Source organism: Pseudomonas sp. HP_12 (assembly GCF_055283955.1).
The window spans coordinates 239,857-261,756 of sequence record NZ_JBTOQG010000061.1 but is presented as its reverse complement, the minus strand read 5'-3'; the positions used below and the strand labels follow the sequence as shown (position 1 = coordinate 261,756).

The 21,900-nt window shown below is 59.3% G+C and carries 22 protein-coding genes; 9 read left to right on the top strand and 13 right to left on the bottom strand.

Annotated elements, in window-relative coordinates; translation table 11 throughout:
• Positions 1-141 precede the first annotated feature (141 nt).
• Positions 142-1,341, bottom strand: a complete 1,200-nt coding sequence (gene tyrS, locus ACYASU_RS26180) for a tyrosine--tRNA ligase (protein ID WP_346627126.1) — start codon at positions 1,339-1,341, stop codon at positions 142-144.
• Positions 1,342-1,553: 212 nt separating this feature from the next.
• Here tyrS and ACYASU_RS26175 point away from each other — a divergent pair, with 212 nt between their 5' ends.
• Positions 1,554-2,987 (top strand): peptidoglycan DD-metalloendopeptidase family protein, encoded by a 1,434-nt coding sequence (locus ACYASU_RS26175; RefSeq protein WP_463584543.1) that lies wholly within the window; start codon positions 1,554-1,556, stop codon positions 2,985-2,987.
• 3 nt (positions 2,988-2,990) lie between these two features.
• The gene (locus ACYASU_RS26170; protein WP_463584542.1) at positions 2,991-4,082 is read left to right on the top strand and encodes an anhydro-N-acetylmuramic acid kinase; all 1,092 of its coding nucleotides are present in this window, start codon (positions 2,991-2,993) and stop codon (positions 4,080-4,082) included.
• Between the two features lie 63 nt (positions 4,083-4,145).
• Here the strand turns inward: ACYASU_RS26170 and erpA are convergent, their stop codons facing one another.
• Both erpA and argC read right to left on the bottom strand, forming a co-directional pair.
• Positions 4,146-4,496, bottom strand: coding sequence for an iron-sulfur cluster insertion protein ErpA (gene erpA / locus ACYASU_RS26165; protein ID WP_122536594.1), 351 nt, complete (start codon positions 4,494-4,496; stop codon positions 4,146-4,148).
• 168 nt (positions 4,497-4,664) lie between these two features.
• On the bottom strand, positions 4,665-5,699 hold the full coding sequence (gene argC, locus ACYASU_RS26160) for an N-acetyl-gamma-glutamyl-phosphate reductase (protein WP_463584541.1): 1,035 nt from the start codon (positions 5,697-5,699) through the stop codon (positions 4,665-4,667).
• Positions 5,700-5,832: 133 nt separating this feature from the next.
• Between argC and hemJ the strand changes: the two genes are divergently transcribed.
• The 5 genes from hemJ (at position 5,833) to coq7 (ending at position 9,277) form a co-directional block, all read left to right on the top strand.
• On the top strand, positions 5,833-6,258 hold the full coding sequence (gene hemJ, locus ACYASU_RS26155; protein ID WP_192173082.1) for a protoporphyrinogen oxidase HemJ: 426 nt from the start codon (positions 5,833-5,835) through the stop codon (positions 6,256-6,258).
• A 46-nt stretch (positions 6,259-6,304) separates the two neighbouring features.
• The gene (locus ACYASU_RS26150; RefSeq protein WP_463584540.1) at positions 6,305-7,237 is read left to right on the top strand and encodes a DUF805 domain-containing protein; all 933 of its coding nucleotides are present in this window, start codon (positions 6,305-6,307) and stop codon (positions 7,235-7,237) included.
• Between the two features lie 55 nt (positions 7,238-7,292).
• A complete protein-coding gene (locus ACYASU_RS26145; RefSeq protein ID WP_463584539.1) occupies positions 7,293-8,078 on the top strand; it encodes an SDR family NAD(P)-dependent oxidoreductase in 786 nt (261 codons plus the stop codon).
• 86 nt (positions 8,079-8,164) lie between these two features.
• Entirely contained in the window at positions 8,165-8,503 is a 339-nt protein-coding gene (locus ACYASU_RS26140) for a histidine triad nucleotide-binding protein (RefSeq protein WP_065991361.1), read from the top strand.
• Positions 8,504-8,629: 126 nt separating this feature from the next.
• The gene (coq7, locus tag ACYASU_RS26135) at positions 8,630-9,277 is read left to right on the top strand and encodes a 2-polyprenyl-3-methyl-6-methoxy-1,4-benzoquinone monooxygenase (protein WP_282372473.1); all 648 of its coding nucleotides are present in this window, start codon (positions 8,630-8,632) and stop codon (positions 9,275-9,277) included.
• Positions 9,278-9,381: 104 nt separating this feature from the next.
• Here the strand turns inward: coq7 and speD are convergent, their stop codons facing one another.
• Both speD and ACYASU_RS26125 read right to left on the bottom strand, forming a co-directional pair.
• The gene (speD, locus tag ACYASU_RS26130) at positions 9,382-10,176 is read right to left on the bottom strand and encodes an adenosylmethionine decarboxylase (protein WP_037019204.1); all 795 of its coding nucleotides are present in this window, start codon (positions 10,174-10,176) and stop codon (positions 9,382-9,384) included.
• Between the two features lie 235 nt (positions 10,177-10,411).
• Positions 10,412-10,834 (bottom strand): OsmC family protein, encoded by a 423-nt coding sequence (locus tag ACYASU_RS26125; RefSeq protein ID WP_192173086.1) that lies wholly within the window; start codon positions 10,832-10,834, stop codon positions 10,412-10,414.
• 206 nt (positions 10,835-11,040) lie between these two features.
• Between ACYASU_RS26125 and crp the strand changes: the two genes are divergently transcribed.
• Positions 11,041-11,685, top strand: coding sequence for a cAMP-activated global transcriptional regulator CRP (crp, locus tag ACYASU_RS26120; protein WP_346627132.1), 645 nt, complete (start codon positions 11,041-11,043; stop codon positions 11,683-11,685).
• Positions 11,686-11,711: 26 nt separating this feature from the next.
• Here crp and ACYASU_RS26115 read toward each other — a convergent pair whose 3' ends face one another.
• From ACYASU_RS26115 to ACYASU_RS26100, 4 genes are read right to left on the bottom strand one after another with little or no spacing between them, the layout of a single operon-like run.
• On the bottom strand, positions 11,712-12,407 hold the full coding sequence (locus ACYASU_RS26115; protein ID WP_463584538.1) for a lipoate--protein ligase family protein: 696 nt from the start codon (positions 12,405-12,407) through the stop codon (positions 11,712-11,714).
• Positions 12,408-12,456: 49 nt separating this feature from the next.
• Positions 12,457-13,293, bottom strand: a complete 837-nt coding sequence (trpC, locus tag ACYASU_RS26110) for an indole-3-glycerol phosphate synthase TrpC (protein ID WP_192173089.1) — start codon at positions 13,291-13,293, stop codon at positions 12,457-12,459.
• A complete protein-coding gene (gene trpD / locus ACYASU_RS26105; protein WP_463584548.1) occupies positions 13,290-14,339 on the bottom strand; it encodes an anthranilate phosphoribosyltransferase in 1,050 nt (349 codons plus the stop codon). Before trpD ends, trpC begins: the two co-directional genes overlap by 4 nt.
• 18 nt (positions 14,340-14,357) lie before the next feature.
• Positions 14,358-14,957 carry an aminodeoxychorismate/anthranilate synthase component II gene (locus ACYASU_RS26100; RefSeq protein ID WP_282372476.1) on the bottom strand — a complete coding sequence of 200 codons (600 nt, stop codon included), beginning with the start codon at positions 14,955-14,957 and terminating at the stop codon, positions 14,358-14,360.
• 470 nt (positions 14,958-15,427) lie between these two features.
• On the opposite strand from ACYASU_RS26100, the gene estP reads away from it, so the two are divergent.
• The gene (gene estP / locus ACYASU_RS26095) at positions 15,428-17,368 is read left to right on the top strand and encodes an esterase EstP (protein ID WP_463584537.1); all 1,941 of its coding nucleotides are present in this window, start codon (positions 15,428-15,430) and stop codon (positions 17,366-17,368) included.
• A gap of 183 nt (positions 17,369-17,551) precedes the next feature.
• Here the strand turns inward: estP and trpE are convergent, their stop codons facing one another.
• From trpE to ACYASU_RS26075, 4 genes are all read right to left on the bottom strand, one after another.
• Positions 17,552-19,033, bottom strand: coding sequence for an anthranilate synthase component I (trpE, locus tag ACYASU_RS26090; protein WP_423573463.1), 1,482 nt, complete (start codon positions 19,031-19,033; stop codon positions 17,552-17,554).
• A gap of 68 nt (positions 19,034-19,101) precedes the next feature.
• Positions 19,102-19,935, bottom strand: coding sequence for a phosphoglycolate phosphatase (locus ACYASU_RS26085; protein ID WP_463584536.1), 834 nt, complete (start codon positions 19,933-19,935; stop codon positions 19,102-19,104).
• Positions 19,932-20,603, bottom strand: a complete 672-nt coding sequence (gene rpe, locus ACYASU_RS26080) for a ribulose-phosphate 3-epimerase (RefSeq protein WP_122536580.1) — start codon at positions 20,601-20,603, stop codon at positions 19,932-19,934. Before rpe ends, ACYASU_RS26085 begins: the two co-directional genes overlap by 4 nt.
• Positions 20,604-20,800: 197 nt before the next feature.
• Positions 20,801-21,793, bottom strand: a complete 993-nt coding sequence (locus tag ACYASU_RS26075) for a hypothetical protein (protein ID WP_463584535.1) — start codon at positions 21,791-21,793, stop codon at positions 20,801-20,803.
• Positions 21,794-21,900: the final 107 nt, after the last annotated feature.

Below are 21,900 nucleotides of genomic sequence, written 5' to 3'. Positions count from 1 at the left end.
TTCAAGCATCTGAACCGAAGCATTCCTCGCTGCTTACTTCGTCCAACTCTTTGATTATCAAGGAGTTTTCCGTTTCGTCTGCGCCGGAAGTGGGGCGAATTATAGACAGATCCAGAGGAGCGTCAAGCACTTATTTGAACTTTATTCCAAACGAAGTGTAATCCGCCCGAACGCCTTCTTCCCGGCCTGGCAAACATGGGTCGCCCCCAGCTTGAATACAAACCCGCGCTCTACCACCTCACCATCTATACGCACGCCGCCGGATGCCAGCAGGTCGCGAGCGACTGCCGAGTTCTTTACCAGCCCCGCCTTATTAAGGACGGCAGCAATCGGCATGTCTTCGGAAGCAGCCAGCTCGATCTCCGGAAGATCTTCCGGAAGCTCCCCATCCTTCATGCGATTGCCTGCAGAGCGATGGGCAGAAGCTGCAGCCTCTTCACCATGGAAGCGGGCAACAATCTCTTCGGCAAGCTTGATCTTGATGTCGCGCGGATTCGCCCCGGCTTCGCAATCCGCCTTAAAGGCAGCGATCTCTTCCATGGAGCGGAAGCTCAGCAGCTCAAAGTAGCGCCACATCAGCGCATCAGGGATGGAGACGAGCTTGCTGTACATAATGCCGGGCGCTTCCTGGATACCTACATAGTTACCCAGGGACTTGGACATCTTCTTGACGCCGTCCAACCCTTCCAGCAACGGCATCGTCAGAACACACTGAGCCTCCTGACCATAGGCGCGCTGAAGCTCGCGCCCCATCAGCAAGTTGAATTTCTGATCGGTGCCACCCAGCTCGACGTCCGCGCGCAAGGCAACCGAGTCGTAACCCTGCACCAGCGGATAAAGGAATTCGTGGATGGCGATCGACTGGTTCGACTTGTAACGCTTGTCGAAGTCATCACGCTCAAGCATACGGGCAACGGTGTATTGGGAAGAAAGCCGAATGAAGTCAGCGGGGCTCAGCTGGTCCATCCAGGTGGAATTGAAGGCCACCTCGGTTTTGGCCGGATCCAGAATCTTGAAGACCTGAGCTTTATAGGTCTCGGCATAGTCGAGCACTTGCTCGCGCGTAAGCGGGGGACGGGTAGCGCTCTTGCCGCTTGGATCGCCGATCATCCCGGTGAAATCGCCAATCAGGAAAATCACCTGATGCCCGAGATCCTGGAATTGACGCAGCTTATTAATTAGCACTGTGTGCCCGAGGTGCAGGTCGGGCGCGGTTGGATCAAAACCGGCCTTGATGCGAAGTGGCTGCCCACGCTTGAGCTTTGTGATCAGCTCGGCCTCGACCAGGAGTTCATCTGCACCGCGCTTGATCAGCGCTAGCTGCTCTTCAACCGACTTCATAACCGCCCCGTAATGCCTTATTTCAAAGGGAAACAACCATACAAGATCAGCGCTCAAATACAAGTTCTGACAATAGGTGCTCGACGAATCGCGGAGCGAGCCGATCGCAAGCTTGCCTCAGGCGAGATTTGGTTATATTTTATACAGTTATTTCATCTTCATCATGTCATTCATCTTTTCCATTTCATCTTTTTTCAAAGTCAAAATTACCTATGACCGACACTCCGCCTAAAGCGCCACCGCTTTATCCGAAGAGCCACCTGCTAGCAGCCAGCGGTATCGCCGCACTGCTCAGCCTGGCTCTCCTCGTATTCCCATCCAGTGACGTCGAAGCCAAACGAACAAACCTTGCTCTTGAACTGGACACGCCCGCTGATCAGATCGAGCAAGAACAAGACGCTCAAGAACAGACTCAAGCCACAGAGGCGCCGGTAGATTCTCCCTTCGCCCAGATCGAAGGTGATGCGACTGAGCCGACTGAAACAGCGAAGCCCTCCACCGACACAAAGGCTGCGCCGAAAGAGGTTGCCACTGCCAAAGGTCCCACCCACCGGGAAGTGGTGGTATCGAAAGGCGATACGCTGTCGACGCTGTTCGGCAAAGTCGGCTTACCCGCAACGGCAGTGCATGACGTTATTGCCAGCAACAAACAAGCTAAGCAATTCAGCCAGTTGAAAAACGGCCAGGTTCTGCAGTTCGAACTGTCGCCTGAAGGCAGCCTTAAGCAGCTGCACAGCAAGCTGAGCGAGACAGAAAGCATCAGCTTGTCCCGGACAGACAAGGGCTACACGTTTACCCGTGACGTAAGCAAACCCAATGTTCGCACTGCCTATGTGCACGGCATGATCAACAACTCGCTGTCGCAATCCGCCCAGCGTGCAGGCCTCAGCCATACCATGACCATGGAGATGGCAAACATCTTTGGCTACGACGTCGACTTCACCCAGGATATCCGCAAAGGTGACGAATTCGATGTCATTTACGAGCAAAAGGTCGTCAACGGCAAGACGGTCAGTACGGGCAATATTCTTTCGGCGCGCTTTGTAAACCGTGGCAAGACTTATACCGCAGTGCGTTATACGAACAAGCAAGGCAACACCAACTACTACACCGCCGATGGCAACAGCATGCGTAAGGCATTCATCCGTACTCCAGTCGAATTCGCCCGCATCAGCTCGCTGTTTTCATCCGGTCGCAAACACCCGATCCTGAACAAGATTCGCGCCCACCAAGGCATCGACTACGCTGCACCTCGTGGTACGCCAATCAAGGCGACCGGCGACGGCAAAGTCATTCTTGCCGGTCGGCGCGGCGGCTACGGCAATACCGTGATCATTCAGCACGGTGAGACCTACCGGACGCTGTACGGCCACATGCAGGGTTTTGCCAAGGGTATTCAGTCCGGATCCAGCGTCAAGCAGGGCCAAGTCATTGGCTATATTGGAACCACCGGCCTGTCCACGGGTCCTCATGTTCATTACGAGTTTCAGGTAAACGGCGTTCATGTCGACCCGTTGGGGCAGAAGCTGCCGATGGCTGACCCGATCGCCAAGTCCGAAAAACAGCGGTTCATGCAGGAGAGCCAACCTTTGATGGCTCGCATGGACCAGGAAAAGGCCACCATGCTGGCCTCGAGTAAGCGCTGACCCATGACTTTATATGTAGGTGTAATGTCCGGAAGCAGTCTGGATGGACTCGACTTCGCGCTGTTAGAACAGGATGACCGACCACGTTTGCTCGGCACCTACTACATTCCCATGCCGGACGATCTTCGCGCCGAACTGCTGGGGCTATGCGCCAGCGGTCCGGATGAGCTGGCCCGTGCCGGCATCGCCGAGCAGAAATGGGTTCATCTCGCGGCTCAAGGCGTACTGGCCCTGCTGGATCAGCAGAACGTGTCAGCCGGCGAAATCCGCGCGATTGGCAGCCACGGCCAGACGATTCGCCACGAACCAGCCCGTGGCTTCACCATTCAGATTGGCAACCCTGCCCTGCTCGCCGAAATGACCGGCATCACCGTTGTCAGTGACTTCCGCAAGCGCGATATCGCTGCAGGTGGACAGGGCGCGCCGCTGGTTCCGGCATTCCACGAAGCGTTGTTCGACGATAACAAGGACTACCGCGCCGTACTCAACGTCGGTGGTTTCAGCAACCTCAGCTTGATCGAGATCGACAAACCGGTTTCCGGGTTCGATTCAGGTCCTGGCAACGTGTTGCTCGACGCGTGGATACAAGCACAGCGGGGCGTAAGCTATGACCGCGATGGCGCGTGGGGCGCGAGTGGAACAGTCAATGATGCGCTGCTCAAGTCCATGCTCAGTGATCAGTTCTTCCAGACCAAGGGCCCTAAAAGCACCGGCCGTGAAGTGTTCAACCTTGGCTGGGTTCATCACCATTTGTTCCAGATGCCAACGCTGAGACCCGAAGACGTGCAGGCTACACTTCTGGAAGTCACCGCATTGAGCATTACCGAGTCGCTGCAATCGGCACAGGCGCAGACCAAAGAGCTGCTGGTCTGCGGTGGCGGCGCTCACAACAAGGCATTGATGGATCGACTGGCGGCGCTGCTGCCGGCAACAAAGGTCACAAGCACAGCGGAATTTGGCGTTGATCCTGATTGGGTGGAAGCAATGGCGTTCGCCTGGCTTGCCCATTGCGCACTGGAAAGCGTACCCGCCAACCGTCCGAGCGTGACCGGGGCCAAAGGGTTGCGAGTTCTGGGCGCAATCTACCCAGCCTAAGTGCAACGCCCGCCATGCAAAACGCCGCGCAAATGCGCGGCGTTTTTGTGTGCGACGGTTGGATCAGATCGAAAACGAAGAGCCGCAGCCGCAAGTAGTCGCGGCGTTAGGATTCTTGATTACGAAGCGAGAGCCTTCCAGACCCTCCTGATAATCCACTTCCGCACCTGCCAGGTACTGGAAGCTCATGGGGTCAACCACCAGGCTGACACCCTCGCGCTCAACAATCGTGTCATCTTCGGCGACGTCTTCATCAAACGTGAAGCCGTACTGAAAGCCGGAACAACCGCCACCGGTCACGAAGACGCGGAGCTTCAGGCGGTCATTGCCCTCTTCATCGACCAGAGTTTTCACCTTGTGCGCGGCACCGTGGGTGAATTCCAAAGCCACAGGGGTGAAGGATTCAACGCTCATGCTCAAAATCTCCCGGCGCTAAGCCGTCATAATGCGTAATGTCGCGCATTATCCGCTTCTCCTAGAAAATTGGTCAACTATTGTCACGGCAGCCACAAGCCGCAAGCGACAAGCTGCAAGAAACAGCCAGCTATCGGCTTGCAACCTGAGGCGTACGACCTGGCGCTGTTAAGGCAACATCCCCGCGTGGGACAGCCCCAGGCGCTCATCGAGGCCAAACATGATATTCATGTTCTGCACGGCCTGGCCCGAAGCGCCTTTGACCAGATTGTCGATGACCGACAGCACCACCACCAGATCGCCATCCTGCGGACGGTGCACAGCCATGCGGCAGACGTTGGCTCCACGTACGCTGCGGGTTTCCGGATGGCTGCCGACGGGCATCACGTCCACGAATGGCTCATTGGCATAGCGTTTTTCAAACAACGCCTGCAGATCGACCGACCTGTCGACGACGGTCGCGTACAACGTGGCGTGAATGCCGCGGATCATCGGCGTCAGGTGCGGCACGAACGTCAGCCCGACATCGCCGCCGGCTGCACGACGCAGCCCTTGGGTGATTTCGGGAAGATGGCGATGCCCTTTAACGGAATAAGCCTTGAAGCTCTCGCTGGTTTCGGAATACAGCGAGCCCACACTGGCGCCGCGACCTGCACCACTGACACCCGATTTGCAGTCGGCGATCAATCGTGATGCATCAGCAAGGCCCGCTTCGAGCAGCGGCAGAAAGCCCAGCTGAGTGGCGGTGGGATAGCAACCCGGCACCGCAATCAGGCGTGCGCCTTTGATGTGCTCGCGGTTGACTTCCGGCAGGCCGTATACCGCCTCGTCGAGCAGCTCCGGTGCACCATGGGGCTGGTTGTACCACTTGGCCCACTCGACCGGATCTTGCAGACGGAAATCGGCGGAGAGGTCGATGACCTTGGTGCCAGCGGCGAGCAACTCGCCCGCTAACGCATGTGCGACACCGTGAGGCGTGGCGAAGAACACCACGTCGCAGGCGCCAAGCACCTTGACGTCCGGCACACTGAATGCCAGACCGTCATAGTGACCGCGCAGGTTTGGATACATGTCAGCGACAGGCAGACCTGCCTCGGAGCGCGAGGTGATCGCAACCACTTCAGCCTCCGGGTGTTGCGCCAGAAGACGCAACAACTCGACGCCGGTGTAACCCGTACCGCCGACGATACCGACCTTGACCATAACCTGCCCCTCAACGAAACCAGTGGAAAGCCGCTGATCATATGGGTCGATTGCCAATGGGACAACCGCGAACGTGACGTACGGGCGCCGAAGCCACTACTATTTGGCACCGTGTTCCTGGAAACAAACCAAAATGCTCTATCTCTGGATCAAAGCCCTGCATATCGTCGCCATGGTGTGCTGGTTCGCAGCCCTGTTCTATCTTCCGCGGTTGTTCGTCTATCACGCCATGAGCGAAGACTCGGTTAGCCGCGAGCGTTTCTGCACCATGGAGCGCAAGTTGTACCGGGGCATCATGATTCCCTCGATGATCGCCACACTGGTATTCGGTATCTGGCTGATCGTCCTGGCCCCGGGTTTCCTGCAGCAAGGCTGGTTGCATGCCAAGCTCACCCTGGTCGTCCTGCTGATTGGCTATCACCACGTGTGCGGCGCTCAGGTCAAACGCTTCGCGCGCGGAGAACCAGGCCGCAGCCATGTGTTCTATCGCTGGTTCAACGAGATACCGGTGTTGATCCTGCTGGCTGTGGTCATTCTGGTAGTCGTCAAACCGTTCTGACGCGCACTGCTCACATCGTATGAACTCAAAAGACAAGGAAGCCAGCATGGCGGAGCACTTCAAGATCGTTTTCGAGGGACAGTTGCGGACAGGTGTTGAGCTGGAAACAGCGCGCCTGAACCTGGCGCAGCTGTTCAAGACCGACGTTTCCGGCGTTGATCGTCTATTCACCGGCAACCCGGTGACCATCAAGCGCAGTCTGACGCGGGACGACGCGCAGCGTTATCTCGCGGCGCTGAACGATGCGGGTGTCGAAGGCCGTATCGAGCCTGAGGAGCCGGTATCACTGAGCCTTGAAGAAGTCGTTGAACACGCGCCCCAGCGTCCATACTTCGAACCCGCGACATCGCCCTACGCGCCGCCGCGCACACCGGTTGCACAAGACTGGCCCGCCGTCGGCGAATTAAAGGTGTTTACCACTCAGGGGCGGATCGGCCGTCTGCGCTATCTGGCGTGGAGCATGGCGCTGGTGGGCGTGGCCATACTGGTCGCCGCCCTGTGTGTCGGCGTTCTCAGCGTCTCGCTCGTGGCGGGAGGGCTGCTGGGCACCGTCGCGTTCGTCGCGTTTGTCGTCATCAGTGTCCAGATCGGCGCCCAGCGCCTGCATGACGCCGGTATGTCGGCCTGGTTGCTGCTGCTGAATCTGGTGCCGGTGGTGGGCAGCTTCTTTCCAATTGTGATGATGGCCGTGCCCGGTAGCACAGGCCCTAATCAGTATGGTCCGCCGCCGCCCGCCAATACGCCACGCGTCAAAGCCCTCGCAGTGATCTGGCTTGTGGTACTGGCGCTGGCGATCGTGGCTGGGGTGATGGGTGGCCTGAAAACCATTCAGGAAGAAGTTGAAGCCACCACCAGCGCATACGAACAAGCATTGCCCTACGACGATGACACCAATGACACCAATGACGCGGAACAACCGACCGTCCCCGTTGATCCTGTAGATATTGGTGACTCGTCCGACAGCAACGACGACCAATAACTATCTGGCAGCAAGGACGCTGTCTCAATACGAGCTACAAACACTGGAGAATTGCATGACCCGTTACGCCATGGTCACAGGGGCATCCAGCGGTATTGGCCTGGCGATGGCAGAAGCCCTCGCCCGCCGGGGTCGCAACCTTATTCTGGTGGCCAGGCACCGGGAGATGCTCGAAAGCATTGCACTTGAGTTCACCCAACGGTTTGGCGTCGAGGTGCTGTTCCGCGCCTGCGATCTGGGTGAACCGCTGCGCCTCTCGGGCTTTCTGCTAGAGCTCGAAGAGGGCGCGCAAAGCATCGATTTGTTGGTCAACTGCGCGGGCATCGGCAACAGCGGGCCTTTTCTCGCTCAAGAGTGGGCGCAAGAGCAGGACCTGCTCGATCTTAATGTGCTCGCATTGACGCGGCTGTGTCACACGGTTGGCAACTTGATGGCGGTCCAAGGCGGCGGTCAGATTCTCAACGTTGCTTCGATCATGGGATTTCAACCAGGGCCGTGGATGAGCACCTACGCCGCGAGCAAAGCGTATGTACTGCATTTTTCCGAAGGGCTTCGCGAGGAGCTGCATAAAACCGGCGTGAAGGTTTCGGTGTTGTGCCCCGGGCCGACGCGAACGGCGTTTTTCCGCACCGCACAGCTGGACGCCGGTAAGTTCACCCACGACAAACACATGACCGCCGAGGAAGTTGCGCTGTACACGGTACGCGCACTGGACAAGAACCGTGCGGTGATCATTCCCGGTTGGCCTAACAGGCTGCTCACGCGGGTTCCTCGGTTTGCGAGCCGCTGGATGACGCGAAAACTCTGGGGCTCGATTCTCAAATCTCGTACGTCAGTCTGACGCGACCCGTCGCAACAAACGGCTGGGCGTGACCCGGGACGCTCAGTACACTGCCTTCATCCCCCTCGAAACGGAGCAAGAAGGCTGTGGATACTTTGTTCACCAAGATCATCAACCGCGAAATCCCGGCGAAGATCATCTACGAAGATGATCAAGTGCTGGCCTTTCACGACATCGCCCCACAGGCGCCAGTGCATTTTCTGGTCATTCCGAAGAAGCCGATCGCCACCCTCAACGACGTGACTGAAGACGATAAAGGGCTGCTGGGCCATATCCTGTTCACGGCGCAGCGCCTGGCGAAAGAACTGGGTTGCGAGGACGGCTTTCGCGTGGTCATGAACACCAACGAGAAAGGCGGGCAGACCGTTTATCACATTCACATGCACGTGCTGGGTCAGCGCCAGATGAACTGGCCGCCGGGCTGAGTCACCGCGTTCGGATTCTATCGACCTGCCGAGTGCGTGCCTTGCGCCTCGGCGGGCTGACGCCGGACAAGCCCGGCTTCATCGTTTGCGGTAGACTGGCCATCGTGGATTTACCCGGAGGCGCCCATGGCTACCGAACGTCACTACTCCCCTATCGACCGTTTTCTGCTTCAGGCCGACGCTGCGATGAAGACGCTGCTGCCCGTCAGCGCGCACGCACACCGTCCCTCGCCTGCCATTGTTCAACCCGATATCAAGATGAATGAGACCGACACCCGACATGTCGCCGGGCTCATGCGCATTAATCACACCGGCGAAGTCTGTGCTCAGGCGTTGTATCAGGGGCAGGCGCTTACCGCGAAACTGCCTCAGGTGCGCAAAGCCATGGAGCACGCCGCCGAGGAAGAAATCGACCACCTGGTGTGGTGCGAGCAACGCATTCATCAGTTGGGCAGTCATACCAGTGTGCTCAACCCGCTGTTCTACGGCGCTTCGTTCGGCATCGGCGCAGTGGCGGGCTTGATCAGTGATCGGATCAGCCTGGGCTTTGTTGCCGCGACGGAAGATCAAGTCTGCAAGCATTTGAATGAGCATCTGGAGCAATTGCCGGTCGAGGACGAGAAGTCCCGTGCGATTCTCAAACAGATGTGTGCCGACGAGGAGCAACACGCCGAAAGCGCGATCGAGGCAGGCGGATTCCGCTTTCCGGCGCCGGTGAAATTCGGCATGAGCCTGATCGCCAAAGTCATGACCAAGACCACCTACAGGATCTGACCGAAACTGCGATTTCGGGCTGTTATTACGGAGCCCGATTATCGTTGAAAGCCAGATACAAAGAAGGCGCCTTTAGAGGCGCCTTTTTTTGTACCGCTGAAACCTTAGACCGGCATGTTGCGGCCGTAGAAGATTTCGAGCATCTCGTGCTTCACGCGACCAGTCACCTGCTCGCGCTGCTCAGCGGAGAGATTGCTGGTGGCGTCACCGAACAGGTAGTTGTCCAGCTCGAACTGCTTGAGCAGCATTTTCGTGTGGAACAGGTTTTCCTGGTACACGTTCACGTCAGTCATCTGGTAGCTGTCGCGGGTGTCGTCGGAAAGGTAATTCTGGATCGAGTTGATCTCGTGGTCGATGAAGTGCTTCTTGCCTTCGACGTCACGGGTGAAACCGCGCACACGATAGTCGACGGTCACGATGTCGGACTCGAACTTGTGGATCAGGTAGTTCAGCGCTTTCAACGGCGAGATCACGCCGCAGGTCGACACGTCGATGTCCACTCGGAAGGTGGCGATGCCGTCTACGGGATGGATTTCAGGATAGGTGTGAACCGTGATGTGGCTCTTGTCCAGGTGCGCGAGGATTGTTTCCGGGAGCGGACCCGGCGATTCTTCGATCTGGCTGTCAGTCGGCGTGACCGGCTGCTCGGAGATCAGAATGGTCACACTGGCGCCTTGTGGGTCATAGTCCTGACGCGCGATGTTCAGGATGTTCGCGCCAATGATATCGACGACATCGGTGAGAATCCGCGTCAGGCGTTCGGCGTCGTACACGCTGTTGATGTACTCGACGTAAGCCTGCTGGTCTTGCGGGGTTTCCGCATAGCAGATGTCATAGATGTTGAAGCTCAAGGTCTTGGTCAGGTTATTGAACCCGTGGAGCTTGAGTTTGCTTTTCACCGTTAAAAACTCTCTATATGGGTGCGGCGCTGGCCGCGTGATCAAGCATGCCCGTCAACTGAGCCCGGCTCAGCTGCGTAGGACGGTTAACACCTCTTCGCGTTGGCGATTTTGGTTGTCTGGTCGGAGGCGAGCCGGCTATCCGGCGGTCGCGCCCTGAAAAAGGGGCGCATTATGCAGACGTCAGAAGTCGCATGCCATAGCCTGCACCGCTTTTGTGAAAATTGAGCGTTGCTCAGCCCAGTTCGATGATCTCGTAATCGTGGGTGATTTCGACGCCCGCATTACCCAGCATGATCGATGCCGAGCAGTATTTCTCGGCCGACAACTCGATCGCACGCTTGACCTGCGTTTCTTTCAGACCGCGTCCTTTAACCACAAAGTGCAGGTGGATCTTGGTGAACACCTTAGGATCTTCGCTGGCGCGCTCTGCTTCCAGAAACGCCTCGCAGCTTTCGATGGGCTGACGGGCTTTCTTGAGGATGCTGACCACGTCGTAGTTGCTGCAGCCACCCAAGCCAATCAGCACCATTTCCATCGGGCGAACACCCAGGTTGCGACCGCCGCTTTCGGGTGGGCCATCCATCACGACCACATGGCCGCTGCCGGACTCACCGAGGAACATCGACTCACCCGCCCATTGAATACGCGCCTTCATAACCGGACTCCAATGCTTGAAAAATGGCGGCCAGCTTAGCACAGGGCCCTACCGTCGCTGAGTGGACTGGACATGCCCGAAAACGACCGAAATGTAGGAAGTGTCTGAAAAAAAGGCTAATTGCCGCTGTTGAACTGCGTCAAATCGGAAATACTGCCGATACCTCTAGGAATGCCTCAGGGCGCAGTTTTTTACGGGATACAGCCATGCTCGCCGTGCCTCCTCCGAACAAGATGAAAATCGCCGACAAACTGCTGCCGCACGCCCAGCGACGACGATGCCCGGCCAAGAGCAACATCATTTGCGCAGGCGAAGAATCGGACTCGCTATACCTGATCATCAAGGGCTCGGTGACGATCCTGATCGAAGACAACGAAGGCCGCGAGATGATTGTGGCCTACCTGAACAGCGGGGATTTCTTTGGCGAACTGGGGCTGTTTCAGCAGACGGCCGCCGGCGCCCAGCGCAGCGCCTGGGTGCGTGCTAAAACCGAATGTGAAGTGGCCGAAATCAGCTACACCAAATTCCGCGAGCTCAGTCAGCATGACCCTGAGTTGATGTACGCCATCGGTGCGCAGATCGCCGAACGGCTGCGCAACACCACGCGCAAGGTCGGCGATCTGGCGTTTCTGGACGTCACCGGGCGCGTTGCCCGCAGCTTGCTCGATCTATGCAAACAGCCCGACGCGATGACCCACCCCGATGGCATGCAGATCAAGATCACCCGCCAGGAGATTGGCCGTATCGTGGGGTGTTCCCGAGAAATGGTCGGTCGTGTGCTCAAGTCACTCGAAGAGCAGAATCTGGTGCATGTCCGGGGCAAAACCATGGTGGTGTTCGGCACCCGCTAACGACGTGATCGATGCCCGCAGCGGAATCAGATCCGGGCGAGCAGGCGTTCGTATCGTTCCCTCAGGCGGGTTAGAAAATCCGGCGCGTCAAATAGCTCATGCAAAGCAATATGGCTTTCTGCTTTGCATCGTTGATCCAGCTCACAGGTCTCATTGAAGCGGTTGACCGCGTTGACCATTGCCACGCGCTCGTCATCCAGCAGCATCGCGGCATGGGCCAACACCACCGGCCGTTTGCCACCCTGACTCTGGCGCCAGCGCTGCGCGGTACCGACCATCTTGCGAGCGTTGAGGTTGACGTTGAAGCGGCCGTCGCAGAAAGCGCCTTCGACTTCGCCCAGAGATGCAGCGCCGCCCAGCTCACCCAGGGTATCGAGGATCGGCTGACACAGGCGCATGTAGGCATTTTCGATGCGGTCGCGATCCAGATCGGTGTCCGGCTGGACATACACGAGCGCCACATTGACGGTTGAAGAAGATTGCGGCACCGGCTCGCCGCCACTTTCACGCAACAGGACGGGCCAGCCACTGTCGGCGAGGGTTTCGCTGGCTTCAGTGAAGCCGGGAAGCCGACTCAACCGGCGTGGCATAACCAACGCGCGATCAATAGGCCGCCAGAACAGCAAGCCATTGTCAGCGTGGCCATCACACACCGACGCCAGGAGGTCTTGCTCGGCCTTGAGGCCGGCTTCAACGCAGGTTTCCAAGAGCTGAAGGGTCATGCTGCCTCCTGACGCGAAGAGCGATGGCTTTCTGGCCTACAACCCTGGATCAGTCCAGCCCGCCGGACTTGATCGCCGTGCCTTTCTCCGGGAAGAACAGTCTCTGCAGTTCCACGCCCGGCTTCTCGGCGCGCATGAACGCCTCGCCCACCAGGAAGGAATAGACATCGCTGATTTCCATGAGCTCGACATCGGCGCGGTGGAAAATACCGCTTTCGGTAATGACCAGCCGATCACGGGGAATACGTGGCAGCAGGTCGAGGGTGGTTTCCAGGCTGACGTCGAACGTGTGCAAGTTGCGGTTGTTGACGCCCACCAGCGGGGTGTCGAGGGTTTTGAGTGCCCGCTCCAGCTCGTCGCCATCGTGGACTTCAACCAGCACGTCGAGGCCGACATCTTTGGCGACCGATGCCAGCTCGGCCATCTTCACATCATCCAGCGCCGATACGATCAACAGGATGCAATCGGCGCCCAATGCCCGCGCTTCGACAATCTGATACGGGTCGATCATGAAGTCCTTGCGGATCACCGGCAGCGAGCACGCCGCCCGGGCTTGCTTCAGATACTCGTCAGCGCCTTGAAAGAAATCAATGTCAGTGAGCACAGAAAGACAGGTGGCCCCGCCCGCTTCGTAGCTCTTGGCGATCTCCGCCGGCTGGAAGTTTTCGCGGATCACGCCTTTGCTCGGCGAAGCCTTCTTGATTTCTGCAATGACGGCCGGCTGCTTGCGCTTGGCCTGAGCAATCATTGCTTTAGCGAACCCACGCGGCGCATCGGCTGCGGCGGCCAAGGTTTCCAACTCGGCGAGGCTGACGCTGGCACGGCGCGCAGCGACTTCCTCGACCTTTCGGGCCAGAATCTTTTCCAATACCGTCGGCACGCTCATTCTTCATTCTCCTGCTTGAATACCGCGGTAAAGGCACCCAGTTCTTCCAGCTTCTCGCGGGCCAGGCCCGTGTGCAATGCGTCGTGGGCCAAGGCCACGCCTTCTCTCAATGACGACGCATGGTCAGCCGCGTAAAGCGCGGCGCCGGCGTTGAGCACGATCATTTCAGCGGCTTTCTGGCCGTGCTCGGATTTGCGCCGCCCCAACGCGTCGCGAATCAATTCCAGCGACTGCGCCGGACTGTCGACCACCAGGCCGAACAAGCTCTGGCTCTTCATGCCCAGATCTTCCGGCTGCACCCAGTATTCGGTCACCTCACCGTTCTTCAGTTCCGCGACAAACGTCGGCGCAGCGATGCTGAATTCGTCCAGGCCATCCTGAGAATGCACCACCAGCACGTGTTTGCTGCCCATGCGCAGTAGCACCTCGGCCAATGGCCGGCACAGCGGCTGACTGAACACGCCGACCACCTGATGCTTGACGCCGGCAGGATTGGTCAGTGGACCGAGCATGTTGAACAGGGTCCGCAGGCCCAGTTCCTTGCGTGGCCCGGCGGCGTGCTTCATGGCGCCATGATGGGTTTGCGCGAACATGAAGCCGATACCGACGCTGTCGATGCAGCGCGCCACTTGCACTGGGGTCAGGTTCAGGTAGACGCCTGCGGCTTCCAGTAGATCAGCGCTGCCGCTCTTGCCGGAGACCGCGCGATTGCCGTGTTTGGCCACCGTGCAACCGGCCGCCGCGATCACAAATGAAGCGGCGGTCGAGACGTTGAAGATGTTCGCGCCATCGCCACCGGTGCCGACGATGTCGACCACGCCGTCCAGCGTCTTGAGCTGTACCTGATCCGCCAGCTCGCGCATGACCGACACGGCACCGACGATTTCGTCGATGCTTTCGCTCTTCATGCGCATGCCCATCAGGAATGCGCCGATCTGCGCCTGTGTGCACTGGCCGGTCATGATTTCGCGCATGACGTCGCGCATTTCATCGGTGCTCAGGTCCAGTTGATTCACAACCCGGCCCAGCGCCGTTTTGATATCCATTGCCATGTCGAATTGCCCTTAACCCTGACGGGTGCCGCCGGTCTGCTTGAGGAAGTTGGCGAACAGCTCGTGGCCCTGCTCGGAAAGAATCGACTCAGGGTGAAATTGAACGCCCTCAACGTTAAGGGTTTTGTGTCGCAGGCCCATGACTTCATCGACCGAGCCGTCTTCGAGCTGAGTCCAAGCGGTTAATTCCAGGCAGTCCGGGAGGGTTTCGCGCTTGACCACCAGCGAGTGATAGCGGGTCACTGTCAGCGGATGCTTGAGGCCTTCGAACACGCCTTTGTCTTCATGGATCAGCTCGCTGGTCTTGCCGTGCATGACCTGGCGCGCACGCACCACGTCGCCGCCAAACGCCTGGCCGATTGACTGATGGCCCAGGCAGACGCCGAGCACGGGCAGCTTGCCAGCGAAGTGTTTGATCACGTCAATGGACACGCCGGCTTCGTTCGGCGTGCACGGGCCGGGGGAAACGACAATGCGCTCGGGGTTCAGGGCTTCGATTTCGGCGACGGTCATTTCGTCGTTGCGAATGACTTTGACGTCGGCACCCAGCTCGCCCAGGTACTGCACGACGTTGTAGGTGAAGGAGTCGTAGTTATCGATCATCAGCAGCATGGTGCTTAACCTTTTGAATGACTGACTTTTAACGTGGCCTTCTGTTTTCTGACCGCAGTTGCACGCAGAGGGATCGCAGGAGGGGTTCCGGCGAGGCACTGCAAAACCGAGGCATCAGAAGGCGTATCAATACAGATCCGGCGGGGCCGGCGGGGGAAATAGTCAGGCGCGCCAACGCCAACGGGCGTGGCCCTTGATAACGCGCATCAAGAAGCTGCTGACAATCGACACAGGAAAGGTCTCGTTCATACGTTGCCGCACAGTAGCGTACCGCCGCAGGCCGCGCAATATCGCAGTGCCCGGATGGCGCGGCCCAGAGGCCGATTGGCAGGATTTGAACGCTCGCAAGGTGCAGATTGCAGCGTGGAAGGCGGTACAGAATATTTGCCGTGAATGCCACAGCATCGTGGGTGATTTGTGTCGCGGCTGCTACCTTCTCGTACAGCACTAAAACAATAAGGGATGCCCCCATGCTCAAAGCCACACTGCGCTGGCCGTTCGCGGCTTGCCTGCTCTCGCTCGCTTGCTCCTCGGCCCTGGCCGCCTCTTCCCCCTATTCAACGATGATCGTGTTCGGCGACAGCCTCGCCGACGCCGGACAGTTCCCCGATGCGGGCGGACCACCGGGCGCCACCTTGCGCTTCACCAACCGCACCGGCCCGACGTACCTGAACGGCAGCGGAGAGGCATTCGGTCTGAACTCATCAACGTTGCTGGGCGGAATGCTTGGCGTGGCGCCCGGTGATTTGCAGGCGTCGACCTCCACCGTTCGCGCGGCGCAAGGGTTGGCGGACGGCAATAACTGGGCCGTGGGCGGCGACCGGACCGATCAGATCCTCGCGGCGATCACCACCCAATCACAGGTTGCCAACACCGATGCGTCGACGGGCGTCACGACGGTGTTCCGGACACGACCCGGTTATCTGGTTGAAAACAGCTCGCGGGCTGACCCGAACGCCCTTTACTACCTGACCGGGGGCGGCAACGACTTCCTTCAGGGCCGGGTGCTGAGTGCGGGACAGGCCGTCAACGCTGCCAACAACCTGGCGAACGGCGCACAAATCCTGTCCCAGGCCGGCGCGCGTTACATCATGGTCTGGCTGCTGCCGGACATCGGCCGCACACCCGCTGTATTCGGCACGCCATTACAGGGGCCATCGACGTTGCTGAGCGGGGTGTTCAACCAGCAGTTGGTCAATCGGCTGGGGCAAATCGATGCCGAAGTCATTCCGCTCAATGTCCCGGGGCTCATACGTGATGTCCTGACCGACCCGGCGCGCTACGGGCTGGCGGCCGATCAGAACTTGGTTGGCACCTGTTTCAACGGCAACAACTGCACCGCCAACAGCGTCTACGGGATTGGCGGCCTGACGCCGGATCCGACCAAGCTGCTGTTCAACGACGGCGTGCATCCGACCGTGGCGGGTCAGCGATTGATCGCCGATTACGGGTATTCGATTCTGTCCGCACCGTGGGAGACCACCCTGCTGCCGGAAATGGCCAACGGTACGTTGCGCGCGCAGCAGGATGAACTGCGCAGTCAGTGGCTGGCGGACTGGGGCAACTGGCAGAACGTTGGTGAATGGCGCGCCATCGTCGCCGGCGGCGGTCAGAAAATGGATTTCGACGCGCAAAGCAATTCCGCCAGCGGCGACGGTCATGGCTACAATCTCACAGTGGGTGGCAGCTACCGCTTCGCCGAGGATTGGAGAGCCGGCCTGGTTGCGGGCGCTTACCGGCAAACCCTCGAAGCCGGTGCCAAGGACTCGGACTACAAACTCAACAGCTATATCGCGACCGCGTTCGTGCAATATCAGGCGCAACACTGGTGGGCGGACCTGGCAGCTTCGGGCGGAAAACTCGACTACGACAACCTCAAGCGCAAGTTCGCGTTGGGCATCAGCGAAGGCGCGGAGAAAGGCGACACCGACGGCGACCTGTGGGCAATCAGTGGCCGCGTGGGCTTTGATCTGGCCGAGCAAAGCAGTCGCTGGCATTTCTCGCCGTTCATGAGCGCCGACTATTCCCATGTCAATGTCGATGGCTATTCGGAGAACAGTGCTCGCGCGACGGCACTTAATTACGACGACCAGACGCGCAAGTCGAAACGGTTAGGCGCGGGGCTGCAAGGCAAGTTCGACGTCACGCCGCAGACTCAAGTGTTTGGCGAAGTGGCCCATGAGCGCGAGTTCGACACCGATCAGCAGGACGTGACCATCGCGCTGAACAGCGTGCCGGGCGTGGACTTTGATCTGAAAGGCTATGACCCCCAGCGCAGTCTGAATCGTGCAAGCGTGGGCCTGAGCCAGAAACTGGCGCCGGACCTGACGCTGCGGGCGGGCTATAACTGGCGCAAGAACGATGACGTGACGCAGCAAGGGGTGAATCTGGCGGTGAGTCTGGATTTCTGACGCACTTAAAACATGTCGGAGCGGCCCGGGTGGCGCTCCACCTGCTCGCGAAGGTTTCGTTGAGCACGCTAAAGATTTAGCTGCGCGGAATCAGCGTTCGCGAGCAAGCTCACTCCTACAACGGATTTGTGTTCGGCATAAAAAACGGCGCCCCGTGCGCCGTTTTCATGAGCAGACCAACCATCAAGCCTCAGGCGTCTGCTGCGCCAGGGCTACCGCTCGGAACATGGCGCGGCGCTTGTTGAGGGTTTCTTCCCACTCCAGCGCTGGCACAGAGTCGGCGACAATCCCGCCACCGGCCTGCACGTGCAGCTCGCCGTTCTTGATCACCGCGGTACGAATGGCAATCGCGGTGTCCATGTTGCCGTTCCAGGCAAAGTAGCCCACGGCGCCGCCGTACACACCACGCTTGACCGGCTCCAGCTCGTCGATGATTTCCATCGCACGAATCTTCGGCGCGCCCGACAACGTGCCCGCCGGCAAGATGGCCCGCAGCGCGTCCATCGCCGTCAGGCCGCTTTTCAGCTGACCGGTGACGTTGGACACGATGTGCATGACATTCGAATAACGCTCGATGACCATCTTCTCGGTGAGCTTCACCGAGCCGACTTCCGAAACGCGCCCAGTGTCGTTGCGTCCCAGATCGATGAGCATCAGGTGCTCGGCAATCTCTTTGTCATCGGACAGCAGATCGACTTCCAGCGCGTGATCTTCTTCTTCGGTGGCGCCACGGGGACGCGTCCCGGCAATCGGGCGCACGGTGATCAAGTTGTCTTCGACCCGCACCAGCACTTCCGGCGAACTGCCGACGACATGGAAGTCGCCGAAGTTGAAGAAGTACATGTACGGCGTCGGATTGAAGCACCGCAGCGCGCGATACAGGTCGATCGGGGCGGCGCTGAAGTCGATGGACATGCGCTGGGACGGTACGACTTGCATGCAATCGCCCGCCAGGATGTATTCCTTGATGGTGTCGACGGCTTTTTCATAATCCGACTGGGTGAAGCTGGATCGGAACACCGGATCCGCCGCCTGCGGACGGGTCAGGTCCAGCCCACGACGGGGCGTGATCGGCTGGCGCAATTTCTCCATCAACGCTTCGAGTCGCGCCAGGCCATCTTCGTAGGCTTCAGGCTCAGCCGGATCGACCAGCACGATCGCGTGCATCTTGCCAGCCAGGTTATCGAATACCACAACGGCATCGGACACCATCAGCAGAATATCCGGCACGCCCAACGGATCAGGATTGGGGCACTTGCCCAGACGCGGCTCTACATAACGCACGCAGTCATAACCGAAGTAGCCCACCAGGCCGCCATTGAAGCGTGGCAGACCGGCGATGGTCGGAACGTTATAGCGGGCCTTGAAGGTCTCGACGAAGTCCAGCGGGTCTTTGACTTCCAGGCGCTCGATCTCGACGCCGTCGTGGGTCACGCTGACGGTATGGTCATGCACGCGCATGACGGTGCGGCATGGCAGCCCGATGATCGAATAACGCCCCCACTTCTCCCCGCCCTGCACCGACTCAAGCAGATAGGAGTTGGGCTCGTCAGCCAGCTTCAGATAGATCGACAGCGGCGTATCGAAGTCGGCCAGGGTTTCGTAGGCAAGGGGAATGCGGTTGTAGCCTTCAGCGGCCAAACGCAGGAATTCTTCGCGGGTCATATCAGCCTCGTGGTCTGAGGGAAAACGGTCAGGGATGCAAACGCGCCGGGGCTCCGGCCAGATTCAAGTCAGGCGCGCCAACGCCAGCGGGCCAAGGCCTTGATGACTTTCATCCAGAGTTTGCGAGTGACCACCACGATGGATTCTCTAAAGGAGGGAGACTTGAGGTCGGGCAACGTTATCTCAGCGCCTTGCGCTAAGCAACCGGCAGAACTGCCCGGAATCAGCATGCGCAAATCGTCGATGACCAGTGCCGGTGACTCTTCCGCGATCGGGCGTCCGTGGTTGTAGCCGTAACTCAGCGCCACACAGGCCACACCCGCCGCTTTCGCCGCCAGCACGTCGTTGCGCGAGTCACCCACGAACAGTGACTGCGACCTCGGTACGCCGGCCATTTTCATGACAAAGAACAGTGCCGCCGGGTCGGGTTTCTGCTGCGGCAGCGTGTCGCCCCCCACGATCCAGCGAAAGAACCGGCCGAGCTTCAGGTCATCCAGCAAGGGCGCAACAAAGCGCTCCGGTTTGTTGGTAATCAGCGCCATCTCGACGCCCATCTTCTGCAGCCATTTCAGGGTTTCCCGCACGCCAGGGTAGACCTTGGTCAGCGCGTGACTGCCGCTGTAGGCCTCCATGAAAATCGCCAGCGCAGCCTCCGTGGACTCTTCATCCACGGCGGTGTGATCCATGCCGTTCGCCAACGCGCGGCGTACCAGCACGCGCACACCGTTGCCGATCCAGTCACGTACCCGTTCGATTCCTGCCGGCGGCCGGCCAAGCTGGATCAAGGTTTTATCCACAGCTGCAGCCAGATCCGGCACGGAGTCGACCAGCGTGCCGTCGAGGTCGAACATGATCAGCTTGGGCAGTCGGCCCGGAAACAGCTGCTCGAAGCCGCTGGTCAACGGGCCAACGCCAGTTCTGCGTGCATCTTCGCAATGACTTCGCGGTAATCAGGCGCGTTGAAAATGGCCGAGCCTGCGACGAAGGTGTCGGCACCGGCTGCGGCGATCTCGCGGATGTTGTTGACGTTGACGCCGCCGTCGATCTCCAGACGGATGTCGCGACCGGACGCGTCAATGAGTGCGCGGGCCTCGCGCAGCTTGTTGATCGTGCCGGGGATGAATTTCTGACCGCCGAAGCCCGGGTTGACGCTCATGAGCAGAATCATGTCGACCTTGTCCATGACGTATTCGAGCAGGTTCAGCGGGGTCGCCGGGTTGAACACCAGACCCGCCTTGCAGCCGCCTTCGCGGATCAGTTGCAGAGAGCGGTCGATGTGCTGGGTTGCTTCCGGGTGGAACGTGATGAAGGTTGCCCCGGCTTCGATGAAGTCGCCGATGATGCGATCCACCGGGCTGACCATCAGGTGAACGTCGATGGGCGCGGTGATGCCGTATTTGCGCAATGCCGCGCAGACCATCGGTCCGATCGTCAGGTTGGGGACGTAGTGGTTGTCCATGACGTCGAAGTGGACGATGTCGGCGCCAGCGGCCAGGACGTTGTCGACTTCCTCTCCCAGGCGGGCGAAATCGGCGGACAGAATCGAAGGAGCAATAGCGAAGGGCTGCATGACGCACCTTTTATGAGCGAAATCACGGTGGCGCGCATTGTACTCCAAGAGTTTGAAACGTGCGTTGGGTCGCACGAGAGTGATTCGAGCGGCGTGACTCACGGGTGCGTCAACGGCACAAGGCCCGGTGCGACAGCATTGCGCACCGGGCCCAGGCTTGATTCAGGGATTCAGAATCAAAAGAGACGGCTGAAACCTTACAGGGTCTCGACCAGCAGACGAGGACGCGAGCTCAGGGCATAACGGGCCAGACCAAAGCTCAACGCCGCGCCGATGATCAGCATGAAGAACGTGCCCCACGCCGCCTTGGCGACCTGCTTGGCCGCAACATCCGCCGCTTCACGGGCCTGTTGCTCAGCTTGCTGCTTGAGCTCCGCCACTTTGGCCGCGGCTTGCTGATAGGCCTGGGCATAGTTGTCGACGATCTGCTGCGCCTCGGCTTTGCTCTTGCCGGTGCGGGCCGTAACGATGTTGACCAGCGCGTCCTTGTCGGCAGCTTTCAAGGCCGGTTCGCCGGCTTTCTGGACGCGATCAAACCACTGCTTCAACTGATCGCCGGCCTGGGTTGGATCGGTAGACGCCTGCTCTGCAGTCTGCTTGGCATCGGCGCCAGCCACGTCAGCTTTCTGATCCAGCTTCGAAGGATCCAGCTCTGGCTTGCCGGACTGCTTCAGCGTGGTGTCCAGCTGTGATTTCAGGCTGTCCCAATCCAGGCTGATGCCGTTCTTATCCAGCTGTTGCTTGATGCTCTGGCCCACACCGGGTGCGGCCGCAGCCACGCCGTCGGCCGCCAGGGAAATACCCTTGCCGGCGATGTTGCCGGCAGTGCCGACGAGCGAGCCGGCTAGCGACGCGAGGAGCCAGGTGGTCAGCAACGTGCTGACCGTCCAGCTGAGCAAACCATGCAGACCACCACGGTCCGGCGCAGTACGACCCGACACCCAGGCACCGGCGGCAATGGCCACCAGGGTACTGATGAACAACCAAGCGCCGGCGCCCTTGCCGAAACCGCTGAGCGGGTTGCCTTGAGCCATCGGATCAAGCGCGCCCGCGCCGATCGCCGTGCCAAGCACGCTGAGCACCAGATAGGTCACCAGCGTGATTGCCGCACCAGCGAACACCGATCCCCAAGACACTCGAAACGGCGAAGCGCTGCCCAGAACAGCAGATGTTGCGTAGGTCGAAGCCATGAAAATTTCCTCTGGTGCAGGGGGTGCACATCAGGCGTGCAACCGACGTATCAGTGCAAATGCACCACCTGCGTTGATAAGGGCAAGCCTGCGAGGGCGGACTCACC

Excerpts from the sequence above, each read along its gene's own strand:
- tyrS (WP_346627126.1), bottom strand. The coding sequence starts at position 1,341 with ATGAAGTCGGTTGAAGAGCAGCTAGCGCTGATCAAGCGCGGTGCAGAT.
- ACYASU_RS26175 (WP_463584543.1), top strand. The coding sequence starts at position 1,554 with ATGACCGACACTCCGCCTAAAGCGCCACCGCTTTATCCGAAGAGCCAC.
- ACYASU_RS26170 (WP_463584542.1), top strand. The coding sequence starts at position 2,991 with ATGACTTTATATGTAGGTGTAATGTCCGGAAGCAGTCTGGATGGACTC.
- erpA (WP_122536594.1), bottom strand. The coding sequence starts at position 4,496 with ATGAGCGTTGAATCCTTCACCCCTGTGGCTTTGGAATTCACCCACGGT.
- argC (WP_463584541.1), bottom strand. The coding sequence starts at position 5,699 with ATGGTCAAGGTCGGTATCGTCGGCGGTACGGGTTACACCGGCGTCGAG.
- hemJ (WP_192173082.1), top strand. The coding sequence starts at position 5,833 with ATGCTCTATCTCTGGATCAAAGCCCTGCATATCGTCGCCATGGTGTGC.
- ACYASU_RS26150 (WP_463584540.1), top strand. The coding sequence starts at position 6,305 with ATGGCGGAGCACTTCAAGATCGTTTTCGAGGGACAGTTGCGGACAGGT.
- ACYASU_RS26145 (WP_463584539.1), top strand. The coding sequence starts at position 7,293 with ATGACCCGTTACGCCATGGTCACAGGGGCATCCAGCGGTATTGGCCTG.
- coq7 (WP_282372473.1), top strand. The coding sequence starts at position 8,630 with ATGGCTACCGAACGTCACTACTCCCCTATCGACCGTTTTCTGCTTCAG.
- ACYASU_RS26125 (WP_192173086.1), bottom strand. The coding sequence starts at position 10,834 with ATGAAGGCGCGTATTCAATGGGCGGGTGAGTCGATGTTCCTCGGTGAG.
- crp (WP_346627132.1), top strand. The coding sequence starts at position 11,041 with ATGCTCGCCGTGCCTCCTCCGAACAAGATGAAAATCGCCGACAAACTG.
- ACYASU_RS26115 (WP_463584538.1), bottom strand. The coding sequence starts at position 12,407 with ATGACCCTTCAGCTCTTGGAAACCTGCGTTGAAGCCGGCCTCAAGGCC.
- trpC (WP_192173089.1), bottom strand. The coding sequence starts at position 13,293 with ATGAGCGTGCCGACGGTATTGGAAAAGATTCTGGCCCGAAAGGTCGAG.
- trpD (WP_463584548.1), bottom strand. The coding sequence starts at position 14,339 with ATGGATATCAAAACGGCGCTGGGCCGGGTTGTGAATCAACTGGACCTG.
- ACYASU_RS26100 (WP_282372476.1), bottom strand. The coding sequence starts at position 14,957 with ATGCTGCTGATGATCGATAACTACGACTCCTTCACCTACAACGTCGTG.
- estP (WP_463584537.1), top strand. The coding sequence starts at position 15,428 with ATGCTCAAAGCCACACTGCGCTGGCCGTTCGCGGCTTGCCTGCTCTCG.
- trpE (WP_423573463.1), bottom strand. The coding sequence starts at position 19,033 with ATGACCCGCGAAGAATTCCTGCGTTTGGCCGCTGAAGGCTACAACCGC.
- rpe (WP_122536580.1), bottom strand. The coding sequence starts at position 20,603 with ATGCAGCCCTTCGCTATTGCTCCTTCGATTCTGTCCGCCGATTTCGCC.
- ACYASU_RS26075 (WP_463584535.1), bottom strand. The coding sequence starts at position 21,793 with ATGGCTTCGACCTACGCAACATCTGCTGTTCTGGGCAGCGCTTCGCCG.